The sequence below is a fragment of the Paludisphaera sp. genome (assembly GCF_037189885.1).
Classification (GTDB): Bacteria; Planctomycetota; Planctomycetia; order Isosphaerales; family Isosphaeraceae; genus Paludisphaera.
This window is the reverse complement of the sequence record NZ_JBBCIR010000035.1, coordinates 36,815-63,469: the sequence shown is the minus strand read 5'-3', so window position 1 is coordinate 63,469 and position 26,655 is coordinate 36,815. Positions and strand designations below refer to the sequence as shown.

The following is a 26,655-nucleotide window of genomic DNA, read 5'->3' as shown; positions in this document are numbered from 1 at the left end:
GCGCAATCCTCGGGGCGCGAGATCGATCCGGCCGCGGCGTGAAGCCCCATGCCTTGCATCGACGCCGATCGAGTCGCCGTCAGGGCACGGTGCTTGTGTTGATAAGCGTGACTGCGTCGTCAATAAAACTTGAATGATCGCGTCGATTTCAAGTCGATCAAGAGACGTTTGCGTTGGGGGCGGCGCGATGTCAAGGATAAAGTCACGAAATCAATCAGGCGCGACGTCGCGGCCGACCCCCGGGCGAGCCGACACGGCGCGGTCGTTGGCGTGAGCATCGTCGCGCATGGTAGCCCCTCCGTGGAGCGTCCGGCTTTGATCAGGCGTGGAAGCAGGGGAAGGGATGGGCGCGTGGGATCGGACAAGCACTCGCGCCGTCGAGATGGGGGGGCCGATGGCGCGCGTGAAAGAAGTGGGGCGAGCGATGGGGGGCGTGCGTAGGCCCCGATCGCGGGCCGGTCGGGGCTCGATCCTCCGGATCAATCGTCGTGGTTGGCGTTCTTGTGGCGGATGTCGTCGACCTGCGGCGGGGTCTCGGCCTGGAGTTGGCGGGCGACGACCTCGGCCTGGCGGAGAGCCCGCAGGGCGTTGCCGCCGAGGATCTTGTGGATGTCGGGCTCGGAGTAGCCGCGGCGGAGGAGTTCCTCGGTGATCCGGGGGTAGTCGGAGGCGTCGTCCAGGCCGACGGGCCAGAGGTCGATGCCGTCGAAGTCCGATCCGATCCCGACGTGGTCGATCCCCGCCACCTTGACGATGTGGTCGATGTGGTCGACGACCGTGGCGACGGTCCCCCGGATCGCGCCCGGCTCGTTCCGGAACCACTCGGCGATCGCCTCCCGCGCCTCGGCGCGGTCGGGGTGGGCCTTGCGGATCTCGGCCCTGGCGTCGGCCGCCTTCTTCCGGGCGTCGGGGACGAGGAAGGCGGAGTAGAAGTTGACCATCACCACGCCGCCGTTGGCCTTCAGCCCGGACAGGATGTCGTCGGGGACGTTGCGCGGGACCGGGCAGAGGGCGAAGGCGCTGGAGTGGCTGGCGATCACCGGCGCCTTGCTCACGCGGAGCACGTCGGCCATCGTTTCGGCCGAGACGTGCGAGATGTCCACCAGCATCCCCAGCCGGTTCATCTCGGCCACGACCCGCTCGCCGAACTCGTTCAGGCCGCCATGCTTGCGCTCGTCCGTCGCGGCGTCGGCCCAGGCGAGGGTCTTGTTGTGGGTCAACGTCATGTATCGCGCGCCGAGGCGGTGGAAGGCTCGCAGCTCGGCGAAGCTGTCGTCGATCGCCACGCCCCCCTCGATGCCGATCAGGCTGGCGATCTTGCCCGCCTTCACCGCCGCCTCCACGTCGTCGGCCGTCAGAGCGAGCTGGAGGTCGTCGGGATACTTCTCGATCAGGCGATGGACGAAGTCGATCTGCTCGACCACGGTCCTGGTCGGGTTGGGGTAGTCGCTGGGGATGTAGACGGACCAGAACTGGGCCTTGAGGCCGCCCTTCCGAAGCCGGGGGATGTCGGTCTGGCCGGGGGCGGATCTGGCGAAGTCGATCCGGGACATCGCCATGTCCCCTTCGTCGCGGATCAGCCAGGGGTAGTCGTTGTGGCCGTCGAACAGCATCCCCGCGTCGTGGACCGCGCGGGCGCGGTCGGAGACCGGGGGCAACTCCGGCCTCGTCGGCCCCCCCGCCCCGACCGCCGTCCCCCACGCCAGCGCGACCGCCACCGCCACGCCCATCCCCCGTCCCGCCGACTTCGCTCTCGTCATCGTCTCGTCGCTCCAGCGCGCCCGGTTGGTCGAAGGGCCCATTGTCGGCCCGGACGCCTCACGCGACAAGCCGTTGACCCGGCACCGCCCGCCTCCCGGAATCATTCCCGGATTCCTGAAATCCCGACGATCCCCCCGCGGATCATGGGTGTGTTTGATGGCGGCGCTCTTTGACAACCCGGAAGCAGTCGAGGGGCAAGCGAGGCCAACAACCTCGATCCACGCGCGGCTGGAATAAAGGGCATCCGGCCCAATTCCGTCCCCTCTCCCCCCGGGAGAGGGTAGCCGCGCCAGCGGCGGGTGAGGGTCCGCGCGCTTCGGGGTCTGCGCCGGTCGCGCGCCTGCCATGAGGCGTCGCTATCTCCACGATCCGACGACCCTCACCCGGCCCTTCGGGCCACCCTCTCCCGGGGGGAGAGGGGACGCGCGTTTCACGCTCGCGGAGCGAAAAAGTACTTCGAACTCGACGAACGAAGCCAACCTTGTTTGTTCTTAAAGGATTTGCGGATAAGGCTTAGTGGCGAAACGGCGAGTGAAGGCGGCGCGCGAACGAAGCCAACTCGCGCGGGGGCTCACTTCGGTTCGTCGAGGCGAAGCACGAGGATCGTCTCGGCGTCGGATTCGACCAGCAGCTTGGGGGGCTCGTCGGGGAGTCGGCGCATCTCGTGGCTGATGACCCCTCGGCGGGCGGCGCAGGCCATGCAGAGGCGCTCGGTGTCGTGTTGCAGGACGATCTCGCCGTCGAGGAGGCGATGATAGTAGTCCTTGCCGGGGGCCATCATGTGGCAGAATTCGCGCTCGCTGCCGCGCTTGATGGTGATCCGCCAGCCGGGCTCGTGGATGAACAGCCTCGCGCCGGCGGGGGCCTCCGCGCGGGGGGCCGCGCCGGGCTGCGAGGGGTGTTTGTCGTCGGTTTTCATGCTGCCCTCATCGCCTTGACGACCGGCCCTCGGCCGCGGCGGGGTCGCGATCCGGGGAGGCCGTGACGCCGGTCGAGGCCGGGGGATGGAGACCGCAGACGTCGTCCGTGCAGGCCGCGTCCCGCAGGCGCGACGACGCGATACGATCGTACACGATCCGCCCGACGTGGGCGACCCCCGGCAACATGCCGACGATCGCCAGCGGGCGGAACAGCGGCAGCCGGGCGCCGAGCCGCATGACGGCGTCGTAGCCCGCCGTCACCCCGCCCGACCGCGAGACGACGTGCATGGCCTTCATGCAATTCTCGTGCGTGAGGCTCGGGTGGATCGTCGTCACGTCGACCGCCGTGAGGTCGATCGGCTCGACGACGCGGTCCGGGTCGGCGGCCGTCGCCGCCGCCATCGAGGCGCGGCACTTCGGGCAGGCCCCGTCGAACAGGACGCGGATCGCCGGCTGCTCGTCCTCGCGCCCCGCCGCCAGGGTCCGCAGCCAGCCGCCGGAGGCGAACGCCAGGTTCGCCGCGATCATCGCCAGGCCGAACTCGGTCAGCCCCGGGCTCACCACGGCGATCCCCAGGTGCAGCAGCACCGCCCCGGCGATCATCAAGGGCCGGGTCGCGCGGGACCAGACCAGCACCGGGTAGGCGATCTCCAGCGCCAGGCTGCCGTGGGTCAGGGCGTTCAGGATCATCGGCCAGGCGGCGAGCCAGGTGAAGTTGAACGCGGCGAACTCGCCGGCGGTCATCGTCCCCCAGAGCGCCATCCCCGTCCACCACGACGGCCCCTGGAGCTTCGCCAGCCCGGCCATGCCGTAGATGAACGCCAGGTGGAGCTGGATCAGCCGCAGCCCGATGTTCGCGGACACCGTGGGCTCGGGCCGGCCGGGGGTCGTCGGCGAGACCACCCGCGCGCCCTTCGGGCGGACCATCGCCGCGTTCCGGCGGGCCTCGCGCCAGCGCGTGAGGAAGCGATCGAGCGACACCGCCTGACCGGCCGCGCCGCTGACCGCGACGTACAGCGCCAGCGTCGAGAGGATCTGGTCGAAGCCGAACAGCGCGATCGGGATCCGCCGCACCGTCGAGACGATGATGATCCACGCCATGACCGAGGTCGTCCGGCTGAACAGCCCTACCGTCATCGACGCGAACACCCCGAGCGCGGCCAGCCAGGCGACGCGCAGGAGCGAATCCGGGACGTAGAACCACAGAGACCACCCGTAGGGGGGCATCGCGTTGTAGGCGCCCGTCGCGTCGGTCCAACCTTGCGAGCCCAGGTAGGCGTGCAGGTCCAGGCCGATGACGAACATGCTCCAGAAGCCCAGCAGCCCCACCGCCGCGCGGATCAGGCCCAGCGGCGTCGGGTCGGCGGGGAGGAAGAAGAACCGCGACCAGCCCCGGGCGAAGCCGAGCACCAGCGAGCGGATGTAGTCGACCGCGTCGATCAGGAACCGTCGCACGGGAAGTCTCCGATCCATCGGGGCGTGGTGAACAGCGACGGGGCGAACAGGTCGAACGGCCCCCCGGTATCCTCCATCTCCTCCAGCACCCGATCCGGCGGGGGGATGAGATGCTGTTGCAGCTTCAGCGTCACCGACTCCGTCCCCGGGTTCGTCCGGCAGAGATGACGCGCGTACGACCGGGCCAGCCACGACTCGCGCGGGCCGCCGTCGTGCCCGTGGTCATGCCCCTCGTGACCAACTCGGCTGGAGGCGAACAGCGCGTTGGCCAGCGCGAGCTGGCGCTGACGGCGCATCGGCGGGCCGGCGACCTCGCGCTCGGGGAGGCGGATCGTCGTCTCCTCGCCGTTGTCGCGGCGGAGGGTCGCCACCACCAGCGGCGTCGGAGGCGGCTCGGCGTAGTAGCGGTAGGCGTAGCCCTGGTCGAACAACCCGTGATGCCAGGTGAACAGGTCCGCGAACCATCGCTGGAGCCGCGACGAAGGCGGCACCCCCAGCGCCCCCCCCGCCACCGCCGCGACGTGCAACGCCAGCGCGACCGTCGCCAGGCGTCGGGCCCACGGCGGCCACGGCGAGGACTCGCCGCTCGGGTCGACCTCGGCGGCCGACTCGGCCCCAGCGACCGGGGCCCCCGGCCCCATTCGGAACTCCGGCTTCCTTCCCACGCGCGCCTCCCTTCCCGTCCCGAGGGGCCGCCCCCACGCGGCCCCGCCCCTCAATCATAACCGACTCCCGCCGGGACCCCCCTCGGATCCCTCCTCGCCCCGGCCAACCGCGCCATCCGGCAAGACCATGTTCCCCAGGCGGCCTTGGTTCCCTAATCCGCCAAATTTCCTTTGCCGGCCCGCGGCGTGCGTATTAGAATTTCGTCCGCCTGGACAGAGATTATCGATCAAGGTGACCACACAGGCTGCGGAGATGGCGAGGGCGCGCCCTCGTCCCGCCCAGCGATCGACAACGGGAGACGACACATGCATGGGACGGTCGTGATGCTGATGGCCCTCAGCGGCCTCGGTTGTCACTTTAAGCACGCGGACGTGGCTTACGTCCCCTCGTGCTACAGCAGCGCGTGCTACAGCGGCTGCTACTCGTCGTACGAGCCGACGAGCTTCGGCGGCTGCTACTCCTCGGCCGATTACATCGGCGGCTGCTACAGCGAGAGCTGCTACAGCGACAGCTGCTACAGCGAGGCCTTCTCGAGCTGCTACAGCGAGCGGAAGGGCTGCTTCCTGAAGCGGCTGTTCCACGGCGGCCTGTTCAAGAAGCACCACCGCCGCTACGAGACGAGCTGCTACTCGTCGTGCTACTCGTCCTGCTACAGCGGCTGCTACAGCGGCGGCTACGGGACGGTCTACGAGCCGCCGGTCTTCGGCTCGTCGATGCCGATCTACGAGACCCCCTACGCCTCGCTCCAGGCCCCGTCGACGGCGGCCCCGGCCCCCGCGACGACCACCGCCCCGGCCCAGGCCCCGGCCGTCGCCCCCGCGACGACGACCCCGGACGCCAACCCGGCCCGCTCCACCCCGCCGGCCGATCCCACCCCGGCCACCCCCGAGCCGACCTCGCGGTCGGCCGTCGACGACGCCGTGGACTCGATCATCCCCGACGACGTCCCCGCCCCTCCGCCGGCGAGCATCCAGCCCTGATCGCGGCGGCCCCTCCCGGGGTCGCCCATCCGACACGTCCGCCCCAGGCCTTGTCCAGGCCAGGCGGACGTGTTCGTTTCGAAGGGGGTCCTCCCCGAACATCGGAACCCCGGGCCCTTCGTCGGCACCTACTGGGTGTACCCCTCGTCGCGAGGGGCGCGAAGGTCCGAACGCGATCGGGGAACGATGCCGCCCGCAAGCGCCCGCGCCATCCTGTACGTCTCGGCCCTCGCCATCGGCCTCGCGTCGCTTGGCGATCCCGGGCGACATCGGCTGACCGGGAATGAGCACGGCCCTTCCCACGCGGGGTCGGACGACGACGCCGGCGAGTCGGGGACGCTGGCCGAGGGAGACTGTCCCCTCGACCGGGACGCGTCCGAGCCTGGCCTCGCGACCGGCGCCCGGCGGGCCATACCCATCGCGCCACCGGCCGCGAAGGTCGAGGCCGCCTCCCCGGCGGCCGAGCGATTGGCCGACGCCCATGCCGCGGCCACGCCTCGCGCCCCGCCGGCATCGGCCTGAGTTCGGGGAAGCGCGCCTTCTCGCGTTTCCTCAAGACTCGGCCTCGCATCGCCCGTCGCCACGGCGGGCCCGACCCGCTTGCGCCCCGCGCTACCCGACGCGTCGGGGCGGCGTCCCCTCTTGCGCGCCGAGGCCCGACGCTCGTCGAGCCCGCGCGGGATGGGTGCCGCCTCCTCATCTATTTCCGGAGCCGAATCATGCGCCTTGCCGCCAAGCTCGCGACCGCCCTGACCCTTCTCGCGACCGCCCCATCCCATGCCGACATGGCGCCGTTCCTCATCGGCGTCGACGGCCGGACGACGATCCCGTCCGGGACGTACGCCGGCCTGCCCGACCCCAATTACGGCCGGCTGACCTTTCTGTACGCCCACGGCGACCACTATCATTCGAAGGGGGTCTACACATACACCGGCCCCAACCTGGGCACGGGGACCGCGGTGACCGTCAGCCCGTCGAACTACGTCCCAGAGGGCTCGGCCGCGCCCTTCGCCCTCGAGCCCGGGAGCGGGGCCTTCGCCGGCCTGAACATCTCCGGCCCGACGGCGGGCTCTCCGGGTTCGGACATCGAGATCGGCTCCGTGGAGGCCCTGCGAGGCTTCGAGCCGGGGGCCGACGAGACCCTGCTGCTCAACTCCAGCGGCGGGCGCTGGAGCGGATCGATCGCCGACGCCGAGCTGGTCATCGAGCTGGTCGGCGCCACGACCGGCCTCTCGATCCTCGACGCCTCCGGGCGGCCGATCTTCGCGGGCGGGACGACCCTGGCCCTCGGCCTGGCGGACGCCTCGTTCAGCTTCGCCCCCATCTTCGCCGCCGTGGCGGCCGGCGACTACGTCGCGCAGTTCCGGCTTCACGACGCCAGGGCGGACGGGTTCGGCTCGTCGGGCGTGTTCGAGTTCCGCCTCAACGCGGCCACGACCGCCGTCCCCGAGCCGGGGAGCCTCGCCATGGCGTCGATCGCCGGCCTGGTCGCCAGCGCCGCCGCGCTTCGCGGCCGACTTCGGCGAACCCCCCCCGCCGCCTGATCGGCGGGGCGGCCCGCGCCGGGCCAGGCGCGGGCCGCGTCTCGTCACGCCGAGGTCACGCGCTCGGCCGGGAGCGTGTACCGCTCCTCGATGGCCTCCTTGATCTTGGCGCGGCTCTCCGCGGCGGAGAGGCCCGCGGTGGCGGCGATCCGGTCGGCGTCGGCGCCCAGGTCGTCGTCCTTGATCCCCTCGCGGAACCAGGTCGCGTAGTCGCCCCGCTGGAGGTGGTGCTCCCACGTGGCGTCGTCCACCCCCTCGGCGAGCTGGAGGAAGGCGACGAGGTTCTGGGCGCGGAGGTTGAGCTTCCCTTCCGGGCCCTTGAAGTAGAAGCTGCGATCCGGCCCGAGGTTCCCCTCGGCGTACTTCCGGCTGTGCCGTCGCTGCTGGACCTTCGGCGGCGCGGTCTTCACGCGGATCGGCGGGCGATCCTCCTTCACGAACCAGGCCAGCGTCTCGCCGCGCTCCAGCTCCGTGGGCTCCAGGCCCTTCGGCTCGGGGATGCCGGCGGTCTCGCAGAAGAGCCGGATCGTCTCCTCCGGCTTGCGGCCGATGGCCAGCAGCACGTCGACCGACTCCAGCAGCGCGGGGGCCACGGCGTCGGGGTGGACGGTGATGTACAGCATCCCGCTCGCCTGCTTGGGGAGCACCAGCGGCGCGGGTTGCCAGGCGGCGGGCATCAGGTGATGGACCTCGTCCACCACGATCCAGTGGGGGCGGCCGGTGTGGGCGCGGAGATCCTGGAGCCGGGGGATGAGCTGGTCGGAGAACGACGGCCGGTCCTTCAGGTCGATCGCCAGCAGGTTGACCGAGGCGTTGGGCACCTCGGGGCGCGACAGCAGCTCCTCCACCTCGTCGACCGTCGGCGGGTTCTTCGGGTCGCCGAGCTTCATCGTCAGCTCCAGCTCGTCGTAGTCCCCTTCCGGGTCGATGATGACGAACTGGTAGCGGGCCTCGCAGAGCCGCTCCAGGATGCCGGTGGTGAGGGTGGACTTCCCCCCGCCCGAGGTGCCGGCCACCAGGATGTTCAGGCCGTAGGGGTTGATCCGGACCTCCTCGCCGCGGTCGTCCTCCCCCAACAGGACGTGGTGGCGCGTGAGCCGCGGCTCCAGGCTGGCGAGGTCGTCCTCCAGCAGCCGCTCGACGAGCTGCGTCACGCCGCGGCCGTGGTCGGCCGGCGTGGTCCAGTCGGCGCGCTCCTTCAGGGTGTCGAGGGCGTTCGAGACGGCCACGGCGGCCTCGCTCGCGGCCAGGAACGCGTGGTCGTTCTCGGCGTCGCCGACCGCCACCACGTTGTGCGCGGAGAGGCCCATGTCGCGGAGGCACGCCTCCAGGCCGGTCGCCTTGTTGACGCCCGAGGGGAGGATCATCACCGCCCCCTTGTTGAAGATGACCTGGAGTTCCAGGCCCATGTCCCGGACGACTTCGAGGACCGTCGACTCGTGCGGCTCCCACGTCGCGACGATCACCCGGCCCTCGGAGATCCGCTCCACGCCCCGCTCCCTCAGCCGCCGGGCGAACTCGGGCGGCGGGGGCTCGGCCAGCGTCTCCTCCTCCTTCGTCTCGGGGCGATACAGGAGCGCCCCGTTCTCGGCGACGATCCGGTCGAACAGCGTCGGCTCCTCCAGGAGTTCCAGCAGCTCGTCCAGCTCTCGGCCGGTGACCATGACGAGCTTCCGGCCCGACTCCTTCAGCCGTCGGAGGGCCTCGATGGTGGGCGGGTCGATGCGGCCGTGGGTGGCCAGGGTCCCGTCGTAGTCGGCGGCGAGGACGTGATAGCGCATGTCGTCTTCTCTCGGGTGGAACGGTGCCACCTGCGCGAGAAGCAACTCACGCGCCGAACCCGCCGTGTCCCCCCGCGGATCGCTCGCCCTCCGCCTGTTGACTGCCGGGGCCCGGGGGGATAGCCTCGGGGCGAACGGCCCGCGCGGCGGGCGAACCATGCGCCTTGATCATGAAAAGGATGCGATATGTCCATTCGTAAGTTCGCTCTCGGCCTCGGCGTGGCGGCGTGCCTCTGCGGCCCCCTGGCCGGCTGCGGCGAGCAGGGTGCCAGCAACATCCCCGAGGAGAAGGTCATCACCAAGGAGAGCTCCGACGACATGGCCAAGAAGCTGGAGGAAGGCCGCAAGGCGATGAACGCCGCCGGCAAGAAGTGAGCCGCGGGCGATGAGCCGAAGCGCGACGAGGCCGCCGTCGGGTGATCCCGACGGCGGCCTCGCGCGTTTTCGCGGTCGTGGGGCCGGGCGATCGGCCCGGGCGGGGCGTCAGTACGTGTCGGCGCCGACCACCTCGCCGCCGGCCCTGGTGCCCAGGGCATACCAGGTCTGGAGGCTGACCGAGTCCTTGACGAAGCGGACGGAGCCGTCCGCCATGCCGACGTTGACGCCGCCGGAGTGGTAGCTGCGGGGCGTGTGGAAGCCGTAGCCGATGCCGTAGGTGTCCCAGTTGGAGCAGTCCGGCGTCCTGCTGTTCGGCGTGATCATGAAGTTGAACGTCGTCTGGCTGTAGTTGCTGTTGGCCCAGTGGGCGCCGCCGTGGTCCCACGTCCGGGTGGGGTTCGCCTTGGCGAAGGCGGCGCAGGCGGGAATCATCTGGGTGAGGATGACCTGGGTGTCGGCCAGGTTCGACGCCACGAAGGTCGGGGGGCCGGGCATCCCGGCACCGACGTAGATGTCGCTGGGGCTCGACTTGGTGTTGCTGTTGTCGCCGCGGGAGCGCTCGGCGAAGGCGACCGTGTTCGAGGTGCCGTCGGTGATCGCGGCGATCGTCCCGGCGCCGTAGCCCTCGCCCGAGGGGCCGCCGCTGTCGTTGTCCGGGCGGCCGAAGACGCCGGCCCCGGTGGCGCGCGAGTGCCAGTCGTAGTTGGTCCCGTTGGACAGCATGTAGTTGTTCCGGCCGATCCCCGTGCCGTCGCTGGGGCACAGGAAGGTGGCGACCACCGTCCGGCAGGCCGTCGCCTGGATCGGGTCCAGGTCGTACGAGTACATGAACTGCATGCCCCAGGCGTAGTTGAACGCGTTGGCGACCGACTGCTGCTCGATGTACGGCAGCATCAGCGTCAGCCCGCTGCGCCCGTGCGCGGGGTTGTTGTCGTTCCAGTCGGTTCCGCGACGGCCCATCGCCTGGTTCCAGGGGAACCCGCCGTTGGCGGACTCGTAGTTGTGGAGGCCCAGGCCGAGCTGCTTGATGTTGTTGATGCACTGGCTGCGGCGGGCGGCCTCGCGGGCCGCCTGCACGGCGGGGAGGAGCAAGGCGATGAGGACGGCGATGATGGCGATGACCACCAGCAGCTCGATCAGCGTGAAGCCGGCGCGCTTCCCGCGAACGGGGATTTGCATGAACCAGATCTCCGGGAGAGGTGAGGATGGCGAGATCGCTCGCGCGATCCAGGGGCGGGCGTCGGCGGACTCGCGACGCCGAGATCGGCCCGACCCTATCCCTCATTAAATCTTAATACTTCGTCACGTCGCAAGGCGGGTTCTCGACGAGCCTTCCCCTCTATCGGCCTTTCCCCGCCCTCGGCATAGCCCGCGACGCGAAATCGCGTGGCGCTTCGATGCTTGCGTGAAATCGCGCGGAACCGAGAGCTTTCGAACGCGAAGACGCCCGGCCCCCGCCCGCGTGCGGCGAGGGGCCGGGCGTCTCGTGGTCGCCGGCGGTCGGTCGGGGCCGACTCAGCGGTTGCCCTTCTTGTTCGTCATCGGCGGCTGCATCTGCATGATGCTCTTGGAGGCCTCGAGTCCGGCGTCGGGGCGGTCCTCGGCGACCGGGCCCTCGGGCGCGGCCTCGCCGCCGCAGCCGGAGAGGAGGCCCGCCAGCAGCAGGCAGCCCACGGTCGCGATTCGCTTCAGGGATCGGGGCATGGGAGAGAGTCCTCGCTATGGCGCGTGAGTTGGCCGGGAGCGGCGGGGGGCCTTCCCCCCGCCGCGCGGCTTGTTCCGAGGGCGGCGGAGCTGATGACTTCGCCGCCGGCCCGGGTGCCGAGCGCCCACCACGTCTGGGCGTTGACCGAGTCCTTGACGAAGCGGACGGAGCCGTCCGCCATGCAGGCGTTGACGCCGCCGGCGTGGTTGCTGCTCACGGTGACGGCGTCGAGGATCTGGCCCGGCGGGTAGTTGTGCGCCATGCACGACAGGCCGTTGGGCGTGTTGACGTGGGTGTAGGCGTTGAACCGCAGCGTGGTGGCGTGCGAGCCGGCCCAGACCGCGCCGGCGATCCAGACGTTGTTCGTCGTGCCGGCCGTGGTGCTGGTCCCCGGCAGCGAGCGGCAGGCCTGGAAGAACGCCATCGCCTGGGTCATGTCGCGCGTGTTCGGGTTGACCGTCCCCACCGGGCCGAAGGTGACGCGCTTGGCCTGGGCGGAGCTGGCGGTGTAGTCGCCCGACGGCAGGCCGATCAGCCGCTCGCTGAACGCCACCGTGTTCGACGTCCCGTCGGTCAGCGCCGAGATCGAGACCGTCCCGGTCCCCTGCGTGATGTCCGTGCCGTTGCCGTGCTGGTCGGTGTTCCGCATCGGGACGATGACGCCGCTCCAGGTCTCCAGGATGGCCGGGCCGCCGACGTTCGCGGCGTAGTTGGTCCACGACTGGGCCACCCACGGCCCGGCGGCCATGCTCTCCGACGGGCAGATGAACGTCGCCACCCGCGACCGGGTGACCGTCTGGTAGTTCGCCGGCTGGTCGGCGCCGTACGAGTAGTTCGCCGCGTTGGCCAGCGCCTGGCCCTCCATCATGGGCATCAGCGCCGCGGCCCAGCCCAGCGGCCAGTTGCCCCAGCCGGGCTGCCCGACGGTCCCCTGGACCCACATCTGGCCCGACAGCGGCGGCATGCAGTTCTGGGCCGAGATGTAGTTGTGCAGCCCGAGCCCGAGCTGCTTGAGGTTGTTGACGCACTGGGCGCGGCGGGCGGCCTCGCGGGCCGCCTGCACGGCCGGCAGCAGCAGGGCGATGAGGACGGCGATGATGGCGATGACCACCAGCAGTTCGATGAGCGTGAAGCCCGCGCGCTTCCTGGGAGTATGCAAGTGCATGTACCACTTCTCCGGGGGAGGTGATGAGGACGGAGTCGTTCGCACGATTCACGGAAGGCGGCCGTCGGCGGATTCGCGACATGGAGATTGGCCGGCCCTTCCCCCCATTGGACCTAACTCTTAAGTGGTTAGGCAACCCCCATCCTAGGTTGGGCCCCTTACATTAGGAATTTTTGAGCAAACGACCAGGCCCACGTCGCCAATCCTGGCATTGCTTGCTTGGGTGATCGATGGGCGTCGGGCTTCGAAATCGAAGACGCCCGGCCTCCGCTCCTCAAGGGGGAGAAGGGCCGGGCGTCTCATGGTCATCGTAGGAGTCGAGTCCGGGTCAGTTCTTGGCCTTCTTGCCGCCGGGACCCGGGGGCTGCATCTGCATGATGCTCTTGGAGGCCTCGAGGCCGGCGTCGGGGCGGTCCTCGGCGACCGGGCCCTGCGGCGCGGTGTCGCCGCCGCAGCCGGAGAGGAGGCCCGCCAGCAGCAGGCAGCCCACGGTCGCGATTCGCTTCAGGGGCAGGGACATGGGAGAAGATCCTCGGGATGGCTGATACTTGAGGTGGATCGCCGGGAGGCGCGGGGGACGGTCTCGTTCGTCCCCCGCGACGCGGCCGGCTTGATCAGAGGGCGTCGGAGCTGATGACCTCGCCGCCGGCCCGGGTGCCGAGGGCCCACCATGTCTGCGGCGAGATGCTGTCCTTGATGAACCGAACGGAGCCGTCGGCCATGCCGACGTTGACGCCGCCGGCGTGGTTGCTGGTGGCGGTGATGGCGTCGATGGCCTGGCCCGGCGGGTAGTTCTCGGCCATGCACGACAGGCCGTTCGGGGTGTTGACCAGGGTGAAGGCGTTGAACCGCAGGGTGTTGCCGTGCGAGCCCGCCCAGACGGCCCCGCCGGTCCAAGAGTTGTTGATCGTCCCGGCCGTGCTGGTGGTGCCGGGCAGCGAGCGGCACGCCTGGAAGAACGCCAGTGCCAGGGCGGGGTTGCCCGAGTCGGCCGAGACGGGCGCCGTGGACTGTTGGAAAGCCACCCGCTTGGCGTTGGCCGAGCTGACCGTGACCACCGGGTCGCCCGGCATGCCGATCAGCCGCTCGCTGAACGCCACCGTGTTCGACGTGCCGTCGGTCAAGGACGCGACCGAGACCGTTCCCGCGTTCCTGGGGTAGTTCGTCCCGATCTCCACCACGCCGTCCGTTTGCCGCATCGGGATGATGACGCCGCTCCAGGTCGCCAACGTCGCGGGGCCGCCGACGTTCGCGGCGTAATTCATCCACGATTGGCTCTGCCATGGGCCGGCGGCCAGGCTCTCCGACGGGCAGATGAACGTCGCCACCCGCGCCCGGCAGACGGTCTGGTAGTTCTGCGGCTGGTCGGCGCCGAACGAGTAGTTGGACGCGTTGGCCAGCGCCTGGCCCTCCATCATGGGCATCAGCGCCGCCGCCCAGCCCAGCGGCCAGTTGCCCCAGCCGGGGTTCGCCGGGGGGTTGCGCCACATGAGCCCCGACAGCGGCGGCATGGAGTTCTGCGACGAGATGTAGTTGTGCAGGCCCAGGCCGAGCTGCTTGAGGTTGTTGACGCATTGGGCGCGGCGGGCGGCCTCGCGGGCGGCCTGCACGGCGGGGAGCAGCAGCGCGATCAGGACGGCGATGATGGCGATGACCACCAGCAGTTCGATGAGCGTGAAGGCCCCACGCCGACTGTGAGTCGAGGCGTGCATGTGATTTTCCTCTCGCACGATGAGGTCGGAACCGACGGAATGTGGCGGACATGAATCAATTCGGTGGGCTCGGGCCGAAGATCGAGACATGCGGCCCGGGCCCCATCCGCACGAGATTATAGTCCACGCGCGGGGGGAATCGGCAAGAGGATGTCGGTCGAACCTTTCAAAAATCCTAGCGAGAAGTCAAGGGATGGGCGGGCATAAATGGATGGAAGGTGATATTCATCAAGTCCTGGGCGACAGTTTTAATTCCTTAATTTTAATTGATTCGTATATCGGCGGTCCCCGGGCGTCTCACCGAGGGTTGCCCCGGGCGGCGCTCGCGACTTGAGGAAAAATCCGGGACGCGTGAAATCTCGTCGCCCATGCCGCCGAGCATACTGGCGTTCGATGATGGCGCTCCTTGACATCCCGGAAGCAGACGAGGGACGCCGACCCGAATTCATGCCCTCACTTCGCGGGAGGGGGGCCGCGCCGGCGGCGGGCGGGGGGCGTCGGATTTCGGAGGGCATGCCGGCGCGCGTGGGACGCCAAGCGTCTCCCCCCTTTGAGGTGCTCCGTCGCAGGCTCCGCGCGCGAAGGGAGATATTCATCCCCCCTCCTCCCCTCGTGGGAGGAGGGATGCTGATCGTCGCCCTACCCCGGGGTTCTCGACGGAGCACCACTCGGGGAGAGGGGATGCTCGGCGACGTCGAGCGGTGGGCCCCGATGCCATCCCGAACGCGTCGAGTCGTCAGCCCGGCGATCGAGGGGGCGTGGAGGCTCGCCGTTTCTGACCCGGATTGCGGGTGGAAGGTTGTCGCCACCCCCATTCCCGCCGGGAAAGGGGACGAGCGTCGGACGCCTCATCGGCGGAGGCGGGCGAAAAATCACTTCGAACACGACGAACGAAGCCAAGTGGATTCGGTCGCAAATTGCTTCCGCGAAATTACTTGCAGAGAAACTTCGGGAGGCCATGGCGCGCGAACGAAGCCAGCTCGCGCGGCCCGCGTCGGCCCGGGGATCATCGCGGCCGGAGGGGGGGCGGGATCGCGAGTCGGCCTCGGAGTTTGACGGATGATTTATGATTACCCTCGGCGGGTCGGGCGTCGGGACGTCCCCGCCCCAGGACACCACGGGAACCGGAGCGCGTATCAGGATGGGGAGACGCCCGCTGAATCGTCGGGACTTGAGGGCCGCGGCCGAGGCCGCCGAGGCGCGGGGGATCCCCGCCGGCCCGGAGCCCTCGCGGCCGCGGACCCGGTCGGAGCCGTCGGGGAGGCCCAAGCCCAGCCCCACGGCGCGGATGCGGGTCGTGTGGGCGGTGTGCGACGTCGGCGGCCGGACGGTGGCCACGTTCGACTACGCCGACAAGCCCGCCGCCGAGGCCAGGGCCGCGGAGCTGAAGGCCAAGGGGAAGGGGATGCACTTCGTCCGCTCGGTCAAGGAGCCCATCGGCTCGGCCGGGACCTCCTCCCCCGATTGAATGGGGCCGGCCGGCGGCGCGAACTCGCGGGGGCCCGCCGGCCTCCGAGGTGGGAGACGCCCCGCGGGCGGGAAAACTCGGATCGCGTCGGGTTGTGGGCCGGCGACGCGTTCCGGTAGAATGACCGGCTTCCAGGCGCGCGGATCTGAACAGCCGCGCCGTAACGCAAGACAGAGGTACGCCAGTGTCCGCCACCGACGAGCGCAAGGGTCCCACCGCAACGAGGCCGACGACCGGGGCCGACGTCCTGGTCGAGTCGCTGGCGAGGCACGGGGTCGAGGTCGTCTTCGCCTACCCCGGCGGCGCCAGCATGCCCATGCACCAGGCGCTGACCCGCTACCGCGACCGGATCCGCACCATCCTCCCCCGCCACGAGCAGGGGGGCGTCTTCGCCGCCGAGGGCTACGGCCGCGCCAGCGGCAAGCCGGGCGTCGTCATGACCACCTCCGGCCCCGGGGCGCTGAACCTCGTGACCGGGCTGGCCGACGCCAAGATGGACTCGATCCCGCTGATCGCCATCACGGGCCAGGTCCCCACCCACGTCATCGGGACCGACGCCTTCCAGGAGACCCCCACCGTCGAGGTCTGTCGCGCCGTCTGCAAGCACGCCTACCTCGTGCAGGACGCCCGCGACCTCGCCCGCGTGGTCAAGGAGGCGTTCTACCTCGCCACCACCGGCCGCCCCGGCCCGGTCCTGATCGACATCCCCAAGGACGTCCAGAACACGGTGGTCGTCGACCCCGACTACGACGTCGAGATGGACCTCCCCGGCTACCGCCTCCCCCCCCCGCCGAAGCCGTCGAAGATCCGCGAGGTCATCGAGGCCCTCAAGGCGGCCGAGCGCCCGATCATCTACTGCGGCGGCGGCGTCCTGGCGTCCGACGCCGGCGACGAGCTGCGCGAGTTCGCCGTGAAGGCGGGCATCCCCGTCGCGATGACCGTCCACGGCCTGGGCGCCATCCCCCGCGACCACTACCTGTCGCTGGGCATGCTCGGCATGCACGGCACCGTCTACGCCAACACGGCGATCAACCACGCCGACCTGCTGTTCGCCCTGGGCGTCCGGTTCGACGACCGCGTCACCGGCAAGCTCAGCGAGTTCGCCAAGCACGGCCGGATCGTCCACGTCGACATCGACGCGTCGGAGATCAACAAGAACAAGAGCGCCCACATCGCGGTCCACTCCGATGTCAAGTCGTTCCTCCGCGAGCTGACGCCGATGGTCTCCCCCGGCGACTTCCGCGCCTGGCACAAGCAGGTCGACGAGTGGCGCGAGGCCGACCCGATGACCTACGACCAGCGGGACGACGTCATCATCCCGCAGTACGTCATCGACGAGTTCTCGAAGATCACCGACGGCGAGTTCATCATGTCCACCGGGGTCGGCCAGCACCAGATGTGGGCCGCGCAGTGGACGAAGTTCAAGCGCCTGCGGTCGTGGATCACCTCCGGCGGCCTCGGCTCGATGGGCTACGGCCTCCCCGCCGCGATGGGCGCCCAGGCGGCCTTCCCCGACGCCCTGGTCGTCGACATCGACGGCGACGGCAGCTTCGTCATGAACATCCAGGAGCTGGCGACGGTCTACTGCGAGAACCTGCCGGTCAAGATGATCGTGCTGAACAACCAGCACCTCGGCATGGTCGTGCAGTGGGAGGACCGCTTCCACGCCGGCAACCGCGCCCACACCTACCTCGGCCCCGTCGACCACCCCGAGGCCATCGGCCAGGGCGCCGGCGACCTCCCCGAGGTCACCTACCCGGACTTCGTCGCGCTCGCCAAGGGCTTCGGCATCCCCGCCCGGCAGATCCGCAAGAAGTCCGAGGTCGCGGACGCCCTCAAGGAGATGATCGCCCACAAGGGCCCCTACGTCCTCGACGTCCTGGTCCCCTACCAGGAGCACGTCCTCCCGATGATCCCCGCCGGCGGGACCTTCCGCGACACCATCAAGACCTGATTTGCGGACCACGCGGGCCGCGCGACCCGTCGCGCGGCCCCGCCCCCCCGGGAGCCCTCCCCATGGCGAGCGTCCAGGACATCCCGAACCTCGACGACCTGCTCGAATCGGTCCTGGACCGCCTCCCCCCCGAGGCTGTCGCCGCCATCGCCGCCATGCGCCCCCCCGTCGCCGCGACCCTCGCCGACGAACTCGTCCGCCGCGCCCACGACCGGGCCCGCGCGCGGGCCCACGACGAGCCCCGCCCCCTCCCCGACGAGCCGGGCTTCAACGACGAGACCAGGCGGATCCTCAAGGATCTCGACGAGGGCAAGGGAGTCAAGCGTTACGGGAGCGCGGAAGACTTCTTCGCCGCGCATGGGTTCTGATCATGGGCCGCGATAAGCCCGCCCCCCAAGGCGAGCCGGGGCCTCTGCGGATCGTGGAGAGCGCCCGCTTCGGCAAGGAACTCGAGCGCCAGCGGAAGCGCGGCAAGGATCTCGCCAAGCTGCGCGTCGTCATCGAGGCGTCGGTCGCGAGGCGGCCCCTGGACGCAAGGTATCGCGATCACGCCCTCGTCGGCGACTGGGCGGGCTACCGCGATTGCCACATCGAGCCGGACTGGTTGCTCATCTACAAGATCATCGGCGACGAGCTGAGGCTCGCCCGAACCGGCACCCACACCGACCTGTTCTGATCCGCCCCTCCCCCGAGGCCGATGGCGCGGGGCGCCCCGAGCCTCCTCCGCCGCGCTCGCGCGCGGGGCGACGCGAGCGTCGCGGATCGACGGCGAGCATGCTCGGCCCACCCCCCTGCTCCGCGTCGCGCGGGCCCCAGTTCCTGGGGGTCGCGGGGACCGACGTCCCCCGCGCGCTTTATGGAGAATGGTGAATTTCGGCGGCGTTGAGCGCCCGTCGATCTTGCCCCATCATCCCACCTTCCGGCTCGCTTGAGGGAACCTCGTCCCAATCGCGGGAGGGGTCGAGTTTCGGCCCGCGCAAGCCGATGAATCCGCTCAGGAGGAACGTCCGGACCGTTCGCGTGGAGGATGCCGGGAGATGGCCAAGATCATCAGCGTGGCCAACCAGAAGGGGGGGGTGGGGAAGACGACGACCGCGATCAACATCGCCTCCGGCCTGGCCAAGTCGGGCAGGACGGCGCTGGTGATCGACGTCGACCCCCAGTGCAACGCCACCAGCGGGCTGGGCGTGGAGCCGGCGCAGAGGCACCCGCTGCTGGCCGGGAAGCCGCTGGCCGGGGAGGTGGCCGAGACGTCGCAGGAGGGGCTGTTCGTGCTGCCCGGCTCGCAGAGCCTGGCCGACGCCGACGCGCTGTCGGCCTCGAACCGCCAGCGGGCCTCGACGTTGCGGCAGCAGCTCCACGGCGAGCTGTGCCGGTTCGACTACATCCTGATCGACTGCCCGCCGTCGTTGGGGCAGTTGACGCGGGCGTCGCTGGGGGCCTCGGCCGAGCTGTACATCCCGATCCAGTGCGAGTACTTCGCGATGGAAGGGCTGTCGCAGATCATCGAGCTGGCCCGGCACGCCAAGGCGAAGGACAACCACAAGCTGGAGATCGGCGGGATCGTCCTGACGATGTACGACCCGGCGCTCGACCTCGCCAACGAGGTCGTCTCCGAGGTCCGTCAGTACTTCGACGAGACGGTCTTCGACTCGCTGATCCCCCGCGACGTCCACATCAGCGAGGCCCCCAGCCACGGGGTCAGCGTGCTGGACTACGCACCGAGGGCCCGGGGGGCCAGGGCCTACACGGAACTTGTCATGGAGGTCATCGACCGTGAATAAGCGACGCCTGGGACGTGGGCTCGAGGCCCTCTTGGGTCGGGAAGAAGGGGGTTTCGAGCCCGGGTCGCTGGAAGAGGCCGGCGGCGACCTGTTGCGCGTCGCCGTCGACCACGTCGACCCGAACCCGTATCAGCCGCGCCGGCACTTCCCCGCCGGGGAGCTCGCCTCGCTGGCCGACTCGATCCGCCTGCACGGCGTGATCCAGCCGATCCTGGTGCGCGCCGTCGGCGACCGCTACCAGCTCATCGCCGGCGAGCGTCGGCTCCGCGCCAGCATCGAGGCCCACGTCCACGACATCCCCGCCCGGGTGATGGACCTGGACGACCAGCGGGTCTTCGAGCTGGCGATGGTGGAGAACCTCCAGCGCGAGGATCTCAACGCCGTCGACAAGGCCGTCGCCTTCCGCGAGTACCTGTCGAAGTACGGCGGGACGCAGGAGGAGCTGGCCGGCCGCCTGGGGCTGGATCGCTCCACGGTGTCGAACCTGATCCGGCTGCTGGACCTCCCCGAGGACGTCCTGAACTCCGTCCGCGACGGGGAGATCACCCAGGGGCACGCCCGCGCCCTGCTGGGCCTCCCGGACGCGGAGAGCCAGGTCGCGGCCTGCCGGCGGGTGGTCGCCGAACGCCTCTCCGTCCGCCAGACCGAGGCCCTCGTCGCCACCGGCGTCCCCACCCCGGCGAAGTCCCGCGTCCGCAAGGATCCGGCCCACGCGTCGGTCAAGGCCCCCCACATCGTGGAACTGGAGCAGCACCTCCACCAGCGGTTCGGCACGGCCGTCGCCATCAAGGCGCGCGCCTCCGGGAAGGGCCAGGTCATCATCGACTACAACAGCCAGGAGGAGTTCGACCGGGTCTGCTCCCTGATCCGCGGGGGCTGATCGCCTTCCCGACGCCGGTGGGAGCCCCGCTTCCCATTCGCGGGCGACCCCGGCGTCAAACGAGAAACCCGGTAGCCGCCCCGATGGGCGCGAGGCCTTCCGCGAGGCCCGCGCCCCGGCCTTTTCCCCCGGGGAAACCGCCCCCTCGGCGGGGCGTCCCGACGGGCCCGACGTTCGGCGCGTGAATTGCGGTCCATTGGGCCGCCCGGCGGCTCGGCCCCGGCGGCGGCCGTCGCCTGCACGCGACGATCGTCGTCTCCTGCCATGTCAGGCCGTCGAGAGGGCGTGTCCCGGTGGACGGCGGACGATGATGAGGTGGAACAACTCGATGTCGCAACACCCGCATGATGGATCGGCGGACGAGGGATTGAGCGGGTCTTTGCTCCGCTTCATCGAGGACGGCCGGATACCGGAACTCCGCCAGACCCTCAGCGGCTTCAATCACCGCTGCCGCAACATGCTGAACAGCATGAACATGGGGTTCTACCTGACGCGACGCGCGGCGACCGGCCCGCTCCCCCCCCGCTGGGACGAGCTGTGCCGGACGTACCAGGAGATCGAGCGGTTGTTCGACCTGCTCCAGTCGATCTACCGGACGATGGAGCTGACGACGGCTCGGCGGCCCTTCCAGGCCGTGGTGGACGAACGGGGCCGCGGCTGGCGCGACTCCTTCGAGGCCGAGGGCGCGACCCTGGCGATCCGCCCCCCGGCGCGCGAGACCGCCGGGGAGTTCGACGCCACCCGGATCGCCGACGCGCTCGACGTCTTCATCGCCTGGCGCGCCTCGCGGCTGGGGCCGGGGGGCCGCGCCACGCTCACCTGGGGGACCACCCGGCGGCACCTGGAACTCTCCTGGAACGAGTCGCCCCCCTCCGCCGCGATCCCCCGGACGGGATCGCCGCGGGATCCCTTCGCGGCGCTGGCGTCGACGACGCGGGCGCTGTCCCTGCCCCTGCTGGCCAGGGTGGTCGCGGAGCATCGCGGCCGGCTCAGCTGGACCGCCGGCCCGGCCGCCGAGGCCCGCGTCCGATGGCCCCTGACCCAGGCCCACGCCGAGCCCGCGGCACCCCATCGCCCGGCCTCGCTGGCCCGCAGCCTGGGCTGACCGCCGGGCCGCCCTTGACCGCCGCGAGCCGCGACGCATACGATGCTTCTCGATCGGGGCGTGGCGCAGCCTGGCAGCGCGCCTGCTTTGGGAGCAGGAGGCCGTGGGTTCGAATCCCACCGCCCCGACTTCGAGGTTGACGAGGCCCCTCGCGACCTCCCGGGCCGCGCGCGGCCCTCGGCGTCTCGTCGCTGGCGACGAGGATGGGAAATGAACGAGCTGCCACGGGAGACGCGGGACGAGAGGCCGTCGGGCCTCCCGGCCGGCATCGGGCCGATCCTGGGCCGGGCGTGGGGGCGGCGCCACGCGGCGATCGCGGTCCTCACGACCGTCTGCATCGCCGGCTATCTGGCGTCGCGATACCTCCTCGGCGTGCCCGAGGACGCCGCGCGGTGGTGGCTGTGGGTCGCGCTGGCCTTCGGGGGCGGCCCGCTCGTCGTCGAGCTGGCGGCGCGGCTCCTCCGGCGCGAGTTCGGCTCGGACCTGCTGGCCGGCATCTCGATCGTCGCCGCGGTGCTGCTCGGCGAGTATCTCGCCGGGACGCTGGTGGTGTTGATGCTCTCCGGCGGCGAGGCGCTGGAGGCGCTCGCCGTCGCGCGGGCGTCGTCGGTGCTCGACGCGCTCGCCCGGCGCATGCCGTCGGTCGCGCATCGCAAGGGCGACGCGGGGATCGTCGACGTCGCGCTGGAGGAGATTCGGATCGGCGACGTGCTGGTGGTCCTGCCGCACGAGGCCTGCCCGGTCGACGGCGTCGTCGTCGAGGGCCGCGGCGGCATGGACGAGGCGTACCTCACCGGCGAGCCCTACCGCGTCTCCAAGTCGGTCGGCTCCGAGGTGCTCTCCGGCGCGATCAACGGCGAGGCGGCGCTCTCCGTCCGGGCGGTCCGCCTGCCGGTGGACTCTCGCTACGCCAGCATCATGCGCGTCATGCGCGAGTCGCGGCAGAGGCGACCTCGGCTGCGCAGGCTCGGCGACCAGCTCGGGGCGTTCTACACGCCGCTCGCCCTGGCGGTGGCGGCGGCGGCCTGGGCATTCAGCGGCGACCCGATCCGGTTCCTGGCCGTGCTGGTGATCGCCACGCCCTGTCCCCTGCTGATCGCCATCCCGGTGGCGATCATCGGCTCGATCTCGCTGGCCGCGAGGCATGGGATCGTCGTCCGCGACCCGGCGGCGCTGGAGCGGATCGGCGGCTGCCGGACCATGATCTTCGACAAGACGGGGACCCTCACCTACGGCAAGCCGACGCTGGTCGAGCGGCACGTCGCCCCGGCCTTCGACCCGCGCGAGGTCCTGCGGCTGGCGGCCTGCCTGGAACGCTACTCGAAGCACCCGCTCGCGATGGCGGTCGTCGGGGCGGCCGAGCGGGAGGGGTTGGACATCGTCCCCGCCGACAGCGTCCACGAGCCCCCCGGCGAGGGGCTGACGGGGTCCGTCGCCGGCCGATCGGTCCGGATCACCAGCTCCCCGCGCCTCCTGGCCGAGCAGCCCGACGCGCGAGCCGGCGTCCCGCCGTCGACGGGGGGCCTGGAGTGCGTCGTCCTGATCGACGGCCGGTACGCGGCGACGTATCGCTTCCGCGACGAGCCCCGCGCCGAGGGTGCCGCCTTCGTCGGCCACCTGGCGCCGATGCACGGCTTCGACCGGGTGATGCTCGTCTCCGGCGACCGCTCGTCGGAGGTCGAGTACCTGGGCCGTCGGGTCGGCATCACGGAGCTGCGCGCGGGGAAGAGCCCGGAGGAGAAGCTCGACATCGTCCGCGAGGAGACGGCCCGCCAGCCGACCCTCTACGTCGGCGACGGCGTCAACGACGCCCCGGCGATGATCGCCGCGACGGTCGGGGTGGCGATCGGCCAGCATAGCGAGGTCACGGCCGAGGCGGCCGAGGCCGTCATCATGGACGACATGCTGGGCAAGGTCGACGTCCTGCTGCACATCGGCCGCCGGATGCGCCGGATCGCCCTCCAGAGCGCGATCGGCGGCATGGCCCTGAGCGTGGCGGGCATGCTGCTGGCGGCCCTGGGCTACCTCCCGCCGGTGGCCGGCGCGGTCGCCCAGGAGGTCATCGACGTCGTCGCGGTCGCCAACGCCCTGCGCGCCTCCTGGTCGCGGGGGACGCTGGCGGATTACCAAGAACCATCCCCCGCCCCGCCATCCCCCGACGGCACTGGCGGGGGGGGGGGCGAAAGCGTTCTAATGGTACGTCGCCCGCGGCGGCGAGGCCCGCGGGACGTCCGAGGGCCGCCGCGTCGCGGGCGTCGGCCTCGCGCGCGAGCGGGGCCGCTCCTCTCCAGGCTGAAGGCGTAGTGACGTGACATCGGAAGCGGACGTCGCGAAGGTCCATGCCGCGCGGGCCGCGGCGGGGATGGTGCGGTCGGGGATGATCGTCGGGCTCGGCTCGGGCTCGACGGCGACGCTCATGGTCAGGCGGCTGGGGGAGCGGATCGCGGCGGAGAGGCTGGACTTCGTCGGCGTCCCCACCAGCGTCGCCACGGCGGAGCTGGCCCGCGAGGTGGGCATCCCCCTGCGCGACGTCGACGACGTGCGGCACGTCGACCTCAACATCGACGGCGCCGACGAAATCGACCCCGAATACCGCATGATCAAGGGGCGGGGCGGGGCGCTGCTGCGCGAGAAGATCGTCGCCTGCGTGGCCCATCGCCGCGTGACCATCGTCTCCCCGGAGAAGATCGTCCCCCGGCTCGGCTCCGACAGCCCGGTCCCGGTGGAGGTCTCGCGCCTGGGCTGGCGTCACGTCGAGCAACGGCTCGGGAAGCTCGGCGCGGAGACGTCGTTGCGGCGGACCCCCGAGGGGATGATGTTCATCACCGACGGCGGCAACGTCATCATCGACTGCCGCTTCCCCGCCCTGGCCGACCCCGAGACGCTCGAGGCGGGCCTCAAGTCGGTGGTCGGCGTCTTCGAAACCGGCCTGTTCCTGGGGCTTTGCGACGTCCTGATCGTCGGCCGCGCCGACGGCGCCGAGGAGATCGTCACCCACGCGCGACGCTGGACCGGCTGCGCCTGAGGCCCGCGAGGGGGACTTCCGACTTGTCGCCGGGCCCCCCGGACCCGATGATGAACCCCGTTCGGATGCGACAAGGACGGCGGGCGATCGGGAGCTGCGATGACGGACGACCAGGATTACGCGGCCGAATTGGATTTCGCCCTCGATCTGCTGGCCGAGACGGCCGGGCTCGCCCTGGGACGGGCGCGGGGGCTGAGGCCGATCGAGAAGGCGAACAAGAGCTACGTCACCGAGCTGGACCGGGATCTGGAGCGGCTGATCCGGTCCCGCGTCGCCGAGGCCTTCCCCGGCGACCGGATCACCGGCGAGGAATACGCCGCCGAGGGCGCCGAGGGGCCCCGACGATGGTCCATCGACCCCATCGACGGCACCGGCAACATCGTCCACGGCCTGCCGCTCTGGGCCATCAGCATCGGCCTGGTCGTCGCCGGCGTCCCGACCCTCGGCGCGATCGTCGTCCCCCCGCTGGGCGAGACCTACTGGGCCGTCAAGGGCCGCGGGGCCTGGCGCGACGGCGAGCGCCTCCAGGTCGCCGACGCCGACGGCTTCCACAAGCAGGACAACGTCTGCCTGGGCACCAACGCCATGCGCGCGATCGACCCGCGCAGCGTGCCCGGGAGGCTCCGCGACCTGGGCAGCGCCTGCTGCGAGCAGGTCTTCCTCGCCGCCGGCCGGCTCAAGGCGTGCGTCTTCCTGGGGGAGCAGGCCCACGACGTGGCCGCCGGCTCCGTGATCGCCTCGGAGGCCGGCTGCGCCTTCGGCACGCCGCGGGACGGCCGCATCACCCCGGCCGACTTCGTCGCCAGGACCCCCGTCCCCGTCCCCACGTTCCTCGCCTCCCCCCGGCGGCTCGACGCCCTCCTCAAGATGGCCCGGGAATATCCCGGGCCCAAACTCCCCTGAACCGACCTCTCCGACCGAAGGGAACGAACTCCGCGATGGGCTGCTGGGGCATCAAGAGCTACGACAACGACGACGCGCACGAGGCGCTCGACCGGGGCTTCGAACGCGTCCACGGCGAGGTCTACGACGACCTCATGGACGACCGCAACCCGCTGACCCTGGAACAGGTCCAGCGGAAGCTGGCGAGCCCCGAGACGCTCGCCGCGGCGCTCGACCTCTTCCTGGACGAGGCGGGGTCGGATCGCGGGCTGTGGGACGACCTGGACCGCCTGGGCTACGCCGGGATCGTGGTCCGTCACGCCGAACTCGACGTCCCCATCCCGGCGGAGGCCATGGCTTCCGCCATCCAGTTCCTCGAGGCCGAGGACATGGACTGGGGCGAGGACGCCACCAAGCGCGGCCTCCGTCGCGAGAAGGAACTCGCGCTGCTCCGCCGCTCGGCGGCCGGCTGACGCGCGACTGAGCGACGACGCGGGGGAATTCAACCCCCCCTCCCCCGCGTGGTGCTCCGTCGAAAGCCCCGGGGATGGGCGGCCAGCATCATCTGTCCCCTCTCCCGCCGGGAGAGGGCGGCCGCGTCAGCGGCGGGTGAGGGTCATCGCGCTCCGGGAATAGCACCGGTCGCGCGGACCCTGAACCTTCGCGATCTCCGAAACCCGACGACCCTCACCCGGCCCTCCGGGCCACCCTCTCCCGGGGGAAGAGGGGACGGGGACGCACGCCGCAACTTGCCGAACTCCGACAGGAGGGGCGGGAGGAGACCACGCTCGCCAAGGGGCCCGACAGCCCCCGCTCGCGGCCATTTCCTTGCCGCCGCGAGGAGGGAGCCGCCCGGCTCAGTGCTTGTGGTGGAAGCCGCGACGGCGCTGGGCGCTGTAGCGTTGGAGCGCGTCCTCGATGACGTGCTTGCTGGTCTCGGCGGGCTGGATCTCGTCGACCTCCACGGACTTCCCTTCCAGGTACTTGTAGTCCTGGAAGAAGCGGCGGAGCATCATCAGCCGGTGGGGGGGGAGGTCGGCGGCGTCGCGGAAGCCGTTGTATTCCGGGTCGCCCACGGCCACAGCGAGGATCTTGTGGTCCTTCTTGCCGGCGTCGACCATCGTCATCAGCCCGATGGCGCGAGCCGTGACCAGGGTCATCGGCGCCACGGCCTCCTGGCAGAGCACCAGGACGTCCAGCGGGTCGTCGTCCTCGGCGTAGGTCTGGGGGATGAACCCGTAGTTCGCCGGGTAGTACACGGCGGAGTAGAGCACCCGGTCCATGCGCAGGAGGCCGGTCTCCTTGTCCAGCTCGTACTTGACGCTCGATCCCATCGGGATCTCGATCAGGGCGTTGAACTCCAGCGGCAGGTGCTCGCCGGGGGTCACGTCGTGCCAGGGGTGCATCATCTTGGGACGGATCCGGGTGGAGGCGTGGGTTGGGTAGGGATGGCACGGGGCGCGGGGCCGGCCGGCCTGTCGGTCGGCGGC

26 protein-coding genes and 1 tRNA gene are annotated in these 26,655 nt (G+C 70.8%); 16 read left to right on the top strand and 11 right to left on the bottom strand.

The annotated features are described in order from the left end of the window. Positions 1-479 precede the first annotated feature (479 nt). The 4 genes from WG209_RS12080 to WG209_RS12065 form a co-directional block, all read right to left on the bottom strand. Positions 480-1,760, bottom strand: coding sequence for a dipeptidase (locus WG209_RS12080; protein WP_337175298.1), 1,281 nt, complete (start codon positions 1,758-1,760; stop codon positions 480-482). 572 nt (positions 1,761-2,332) lie between these two features. After that, positions 2,333-2,680: a hypothetical protein gene (locus WG209_RS12075; RefSeq protein ID WP_337175297.1), complete on the bottom strand. Its 348-nt coding sequence runs from the start codon at positions 2,678-2,680 to the stop codon at positions 2,333-2,335. A 7-nt stretch (positions 2,681-2,687) separates the two neighbouring features. Further along, entirely contained in the window at positions 2,688-4,136 is a 1,449-nt protein-coding gene (locus WG209_RS12070; RefSeq protein ID WP_337175296.1) for a DCC1-like thiol-disulfide oxidoreductase family protein, read from the bottom strand. Further along, positions 4,121-4,801 carry a hypothetical protein gene (locus WG209_RS12065; protein WP_337175295.1) on the bottom strand — a complete coding sequence of 227 codons (681 nt, stop codon included), beginning with the start codon at positions 4,799-4,801 and terminating at the stop codon, positions 4,121-4,123. Before WG209_RS12065 ends, WG209_RS12070 begins: the two co-directional genes overlap by 16 nt. A gap of 306 nt (positions 4,802-5,107) precedes the next feature. On the opposite strand from WG209_RS12065, the gene WG209_RS12060 reads away from it, so the two are divergent. The 3 genes from WG209_RS12060 to WG209_RS12050 all read left to right on the top strand — a co-directional run bounded on the left by WG209_RS12060 (position 5,108) and on the right by WG209_RS12050 (position 7,326). After that, complete coding sequence (locus WG209_RS12060; protein WP_337175294.1) at positions 5,108-5,782, top strand: hypothetical protein; 675 nt, start codon at positions 5,108-5,110, stop codon at positions 5,780-5,782. A 186-nt stretch (positions 5,783-5,968) separates the two neighbouring features. Then, positions 5,969-6,304 (top strand): hypothetical protein, encoded by a 336-nt coding sequence (locus WG209_RS12055; protein WP_337175293.1) that lies wholly within the window; start codon positions 5,969-5,971, stop codon positions 6,302-6,304. Between the two features lie 197 nt (positions 6,305-6,501). Then, the gene (locus tag WG209_RS12050) at positions 6,502-7,326 is read left to right on the top strand and encodes an all3515 family Zur-repressed PEP-CTERM protein (protein WP_337175292.1); all 825 of its coding nucleotides are present in this window, start codon (positions 6,502-6,504) and stop codon (positions 7,324-7,326) included. Positions 7,327-7,370: 44 nt separating this feature from the next. Here the strand turns inward: WG209_RS12050 and WG209_RS12045 are convergent, their stop codons facing one another. Next, positions 7,371-9,107: an HAD-IIB family hydrolase gene (locus tag WG209_RS12045; protein WP_337175291.1), complete on the bottom strand. Its 1,737-nt coding sequence runs from the start codon at positions 9,105-9,107 to the stop codon at positions 7,371-7,373. 186 nt (positions 9,108-9,293) lie between these two features. Between WG209_RS12045 and WG209_RS12040 the strand changes: the two genes are divergently transcribed. Further along, a complete protein-coding gene (locus WG209_RS12040) occupies positions 9,294-9,482 on the top strand; it encodes a hypothetical protein (RefSeq protein WP_337175290.1) in 189 nt (62 codons plus the stop codon). A 108-nt stretch (positions 9,483-9,590) separates the two neighbouring features. Here WG209_RS12040 and WG209_RS12035 read toward each other — a convergent pair whose 3' ends face one another. The 5 genes from WG209_RS12035 to WG209_RS12015 all read right to left on the bottom strand — a co-directional run bounded on the left by WG209_RS12035 (position 9,591) and on the right by WG209_RS12015 (position 14,067). Then, positions 9,591-10,664 (bottom strand): DUF1559 domain-containing protein, encoded by a 1,074-nt coding sequence (locus WG209_RS12035; protein ID WP_337175289.1) that lies wholly within the window; start codon positions 10,662-10,664, stop codon positions 9,591-9,593. A gap of 336 nt (positions 10,665-11,000) precedes the next feature. Then, positions 11,001-11,189 (bottom strand): hypothetical protein, encoded by a 189-nt coding sequence (locus WG209_RS12030; RefSeq protein ID WP_337175288.1) that lies wholly within the window; start codon positions 11,187-11,189, stop codon positions 11,001-11,003. Next, positions 11,174-12,355 carry a DUF1559 domain-containing protein gene (locus WG209_RS12025; protein ID WP_337175287.1) on the bottom strand — a complete coding sequence of 394 codons (1,182 nt, stop codon included), beginning with the start codon at positions 12,353-12,355 and terminating at the stop codon, positions 11,174-11,176. Before WG209_RS12025 ends, WG209_RS12030 begins: the two co-directional genes overlap by 16 nt. A 328-nt stretch (positions 12,356-12,683) precedes the next feature. Further along, positions 12,684-12,875 carry a hypothetical protein gene (locus WG209_RS12020; protein WP_337175286.1) on the bottom strand — a complete coding sequence of 64 codons (192 nt, stop codon included), beginning with the start codon at positions 12,873-12,875 and terminating at the stop codon, positions 12,684-12,686. 94 nt (positions 12,876-12,969) lie between these two features. Continuing rightward, positions 12,970-14,067, bottom strand: a complete 1,098-nt coding sequence (locus WG209_RS12015) for a DUF1559 domain-containing protein (RefSeq protein WP_337175285.1) — start codon at positions 14,065-14,067, stop codon at positions 12,970-12,972. A gap of 1,141 nt (positions 14,068-15,208) precedes the next feature. Here WG209_RS12015 and WG209_RS12010 point away from each other — a divergent pair. The 12 genes from WG209_RS12010 (at position 15,209) to WG209_RS11955 (ending at position 25,638) form a co-directional block, all read left to right on the top strand. Further along, the gene (locus tag WG209_RS12010; RefSeq protein WP_337175284.1) at positions 15,209-15,535 is read left to right on the top strand and encodes a hypothetical protein; all 327 of its coding nucleotides are present in this window, start codon (positions 15,209-15,211) and stop codon (positions 15,533-15,535) included. Between the two features lie 184 nt (positions 15,536-15,719). Beyond that, positions 15,720-17,489: a biosynthetic-type acetolactate synthase large subunit gene (gene ilvB, locus WG209_RS12005; protein ID WP_337175283.1), complete on the top strand. Its 1,770-nt coding sequence runs from the start codon at positions 15,720-15,722 to the stop codon at positions 17,487-17,489. A gap of 62 nt (positions 17,490-17,551) precedes the next feature. Beyond that, the gene (locus WG209_RS12000) at positions 17,552-17,857 is read left to right on the top strand and encodes a hypothetical protein (protein ID WP_337175282.1); all 306 of its coding nucleotides are present in this window, start codon (positions 17,552-17,554) and stop codon (positions 17,855-17,857) included. A 2-nt stretch (positions 17,858-17,859) separates the two neighbouring features. Next, positions 17,860-18,165 (top strand): type II toxin-antitoxin system YafQ family toxin, encoded by a 306-nt coding sequence (locus WG209_RS11995; RefSeq protein WP_337175281.1) that lies wholly within the window; start codon positions 17,860-17,862, stop codon positions 18,163-18,165. 361 nt (positions 18,166-18,526) lie between these two features. Then, the gene (locus tag WG209_RS11990) at positions 18,527-19,273 is read left to right on the top strand and encodes a ParA family protein (protein ID WP_337175280.1); all 747 of its coding nucleotides are present in this window, start codon (positions 18,527-18,529) and stop codon (positions 19,271-19,273) included. Next, positions 19,266-20,153 carry a ParB/RepB/Spo0J family partition protein gene (locus WG209_RS11985; protein WP_337175279.1) on the top strand — a complete coding sequence of 296 codons (888 nt, stop codon included), beginning with the start codon at positions 19,266-19,268 and terminating at the stop codon, positions 20,151-20,153. The genes WG209_RS11990 and WG209_RS11985 overlap by 8 nt, the downstream gene beginning before the upstream one ends. Positions 20,154-20,520: 367 nt before the next feature. Beyond that, on the top strand, positions 20,521-21,258 hold the full coding sequence (locus WG209_RS11980; protein WP_337175278.1) for a hypothetical protein: 738 nt from the start codon (positions 20,521-20,523) through the stop codon (positions 21,256-21,258). Between the two features lie 54 nt (positions 21,259-21,312). After that, positions 21,313-21,386, top strand: a tRNA-Pro gene (locus WG209_RS11975). Positions 21,387-21,468: 82 nt separating this feature from the next. Further along, positions 21,469-23,562 carry a heavy metal translocating P-type ATPase gene (locus WG209_RS11970; RefSeq protein ID WP_337175277.1) on the top strand — a complete coding sequence of 698 codons (2,094 nt, stop codon included), beginning with the start codon at positions 21,469-21,471 and terminating at the stop codon, positions 23,560-23,562. Between the two features lie 4 nt (positions 23,563-23,566). Continuing rightward, positions 23,567-24,283: a ribose-5-phosphate isomerase RpiA gene (gene rpiA / locus WG209_RS11965; protein WP_337175276.1), complete on the top strand. Its 717-nt coding sequence runs from the start codon at positions 23,567-23,569 to the stop codon at positions 24,281-24,283. A 99-nt stretch (positions 24,284-24,382) separates the two neighbouring features. Beyond that, entirely contained in the window at positions 24,383-25,186 is an 804-nt protein-coding gene (locus WG209_RS11960; RefSeq protein ID WP_337175275.1) for an inositol monophosphatase family protein, read from the top strand. Between the two features lie 35 nt (positions 25,187-25,221). Then, positions 25,222-25,638, top strand: a complete 417-nt coding sequence (locus WG209_RS11955) for a hypothetical protein (protein ID WP_337175274.1) — start codon at positions 25,222-25,224, stop codon at positions 25,636-25,638. Between the two features lie 384 nt (positions 25,639-26,022). Here the strand turns inward: WG209_RS11955 and WG209_RS11950 are convergent, their stop codons facing one another. Further along, entirely contained in the window at positions 26,023-26,574 is a 552-nt protein-coding gene (locus WG209_RS11950; protein WP_337175273.1) for an inorganic diphosphatase, read from the bottom strand. Positions 26,575-26,655: the final 81 nt, after the last annotated feature.